Here is a 2,344-nt window from a genome sequence, read left to right as displayed (position 1 = left end):
AGACATCAGCAACAGCATCCTGCGGCTTGGAAGACACACCATCATGCTCACACTGCCGAAGCCCCCACCACCACAGAACTAACGAAAAACTCAGTAAGCGGTGACCGCCGGCCCGGAAAACCTCCTGTGAGGGCGCTGTTCAAGCCGGAACTCAGCCCACTGCGCGTTGCCCGACTTGCGGACGATCACGTAATTCCCCACCCAGACGTTCACGTAATTCCTCAGGTGGTGCCGCGGTTCAGCGGTCGATGGACCACGCAGCATGAGGTGGCGGGGCACCCGTGGCCAGGATGTACTGAACGACCTGGAGGGCCTCCGCCAGGGGCAGGGTGTCCTCGTCGGGATACTCGTCATGTTGCCCGTTTGCCAGGACGAAGCCTTTGCTGGAGCCGCTCGCGTCTGGGTCCACTGCGTGTTCGCCGGGATCGTCTTCGCCGTGCAGAAGCATGACCATGGCCCGCTCGGTGTTGCTGATGAGGGCCAGTGACCGGCCGGACGAACTGGTCAGCCATGTCTCGAGTTGTCCGGCGCCGATCCGTTCCCGAAGCACCTCGATGGCCGCTGCCGGTGACGGCGGCGCGGTGTCGTCGGCGAAGATCCAGGACTCGATCACGTGCTCGACTTTCTCACGCTGGAGTGTGAGAAGCCCGGGCTAGCTGGTCGGCGGCTTGTCCGTCGGGCTCTTGGGCCGTTTGTTGGGCCGGTAGCTGGAGCGTTTCCCGGACCGTGTCTTCGCGTTCGACGAGTTCGGGCCGCTCGGCATCCGGCCCACCGCCGGATCATGCTGGGCCGAGCAAGGCCGGCCCGAACGACATCCCGCGACCTATCACCGCACCCACGGGGTGCGCTACTTCCACGGCTGCTGCTCGAGCGACGACGACACCCTCTGGGGCGTCAACCGCCACAAGAAGGGCGCCGCGAACACGCTGGCCGCACTGAAGTCGATCCGCACCGCCCGCCCGGACGGCGCCCCGATCCACGTCGTCCTGGACAACCTGTCCGCCCACAAAGGCGCCGACATCCGCCGCTGGGCGAAGAAGAACAAGGTGAACCTGTGCTTCACCCCGACCTACGCCTCCTAGGCGAACCCGATCGAAGCCCACTTCGGACCACTGCGGCAGTTCACCGTCGCCAACTCCAACCACCGCAACCACACCACACAGACCCGCGCCCTGCACGCCTACCTGCGCCGGCGGAACAAGAACGCTCGCCACCCCGACGTGCTGGCCGCCCAACGGCGCGAGCGCGCCCGCACCCGGAGTGAGAAGAACATCCGCTGGGGGCGGCCGACCCGCTCTTGCCGCATGATCGGGCAACCTGTCGAAACGTTCCTGGTCACAGCACCACCGCCGCCGCGATCTGTTTGGGCTACTTGACCAGCCGGAAGGCGGGGTGTCCGACCCAGGCCCGCAGGAACTCCGCCGTACCCAGCACCATCCAGTCGCCGTCCGCGATCCCCAACACCCCCGGAAGGCCGGCGACGACCGACGCCTGTCCGTCCAGCAGCTCGGCTTTGGCCACGCCCCCGATGACGTCCATGACAGCGGCGGCCAGCAGGGCCGTGGCCACGTGGTCGATCTCGCGATTGCAGCCGGCGCTGACATTGACGGCATGGGTCGGCCTGAAACCGAGAACGGCCTCCACCTCGGGCTCGTCCGCGTGCTCGGCCTCGAAGAGGCTCTCGTCGCCGACACCAGGCCCCATCAAGTAGACCAGGAAGGGCCGACGCCAGTCCTCGCGCTGCGGATTGAATCCCACCAGGGCCGTGAGCTCCTCGTCCGCGGAGACGTTGTCGAGGAGTGGAAGCGGGAACGGCTTTCGCCAGTCCTCCTCCCGCCCGTCCTCGACGCCCAGTCGCTCTGCGGACACGTTGACGTCGAAGAACCCGGACCGCTTCTCGTCGAAGTGGGAGGAGAGAGCCACCATCAACGCGCGGAACTCCCGTAGCTCAGACGGGGAGAGCGGATCCGCCAACTCGATCACCAACGTCGGACCAGACATGCTGGGAGCCTACTTTGATCGACTCCGCCACCGTTCGAATTGTTCCTCCGATGCTGCCATCCCGGCGAACGTATGCGGTCAGAGCACTGGTAGGGCTTGGTCATCTTCACTCGTGAGTGGCGTGTCCGTTGGTCTGCGGGTGTCGTTGGGGTGGTGTGACACCTGAGGAGTTGGCCGGGGTCCGGGAGGGCCTGGAGGCGTTCGCGGCGGAGTTGTTCGACGGGTTCTTCCGCGCCGATCAGCGGCGGTGGGGGCAGGCGTATGTGCGCGGGCTGCTGCTGGACGGGCGGCGCAAGTCGGTGGAGCCGATGGCGGCCCGCCTGGGTGAGGACGGCAACCGGCA

At 66.5% G+C, this 2,344-nt stretch carries 3 protein-coding genes and 1 pseudogene; 2 read left to right on the top strand and 2 right to left on the bottom strand.

Translation table 11 applies throughout. The annotated features are described in order from the left end of the window. Window positions 1-238 precede the first annotated feature (238 nt). Window positions 239-613 carry a hypothetical protein gene (locus KUM38_RS32905; protein ID WP_217134946.1) on the bottom strand — a complete coding sequence of 125 codons (375 nt, stop codon included), beginning with the start codon at window positions 611-613 and terminating at the stop codon, window positions 239-241. A 94-nt stretch (window positions 614-707) separates the two neighbouring features. Between KUM38_RS32905 and KUM38_RS32900 the strand changes: the two are divergent. Continuing rightward, a pseudogene (locus KUM38_RS32900) lies at window positions 708-1,308 on the top strand (transposase); the annotation flags it as partial. Between the two features lie 60 nt (window positions 1,309-1,368). Here the strand turns inward: KUM38_RS32900 and KUM38_RS32895 are convergent. Further along, window positions 1,369-2,001, bottom strand: coding sequence for a DUF6368 family protein (locus KUM38_RS32895; RefSeq protein ID WP_217134944.1), 633 nt, complete (start codon window positions 1,999-2,001; stop codon window positions 1,369-1,371). 170 nt (window positions 2,002-2,171) lie between these two features. On the opposite strand from KUM38_RS32895, the gene KUM38_RS32890 reads away from it, so the two are divergent. Then, on the top strand, window positions 2,172-2,344 hold a 173-nt coding region (locus tag KUM38_RS32890), incomplete at its 3' end, for a transposase (protein ID WP_254398125.1).

Origin of the sequence: Streptomyces sp. AC558_RSS880, assembly GCF_019049255.1 — a bacterium.
GTDB lineage: Bacteria > Actinomycetota > Actinomycetes > Streptomycetales > Streptomycetaceae > Streptomyces.
This window is presented reverse-complemented; position numbering and strand designations above follow the sequence as displayed.

Excerpts from the sequence above, each read along its gene's own strand:
- KUM38_RS32895 (WP_217134944.1), bottom strand. The coding sequence starts at position 2,001 with ATGTCTGGTCCGACGTTGGTGATCGAGTTGGCGGATCCGCTCTCCCCG.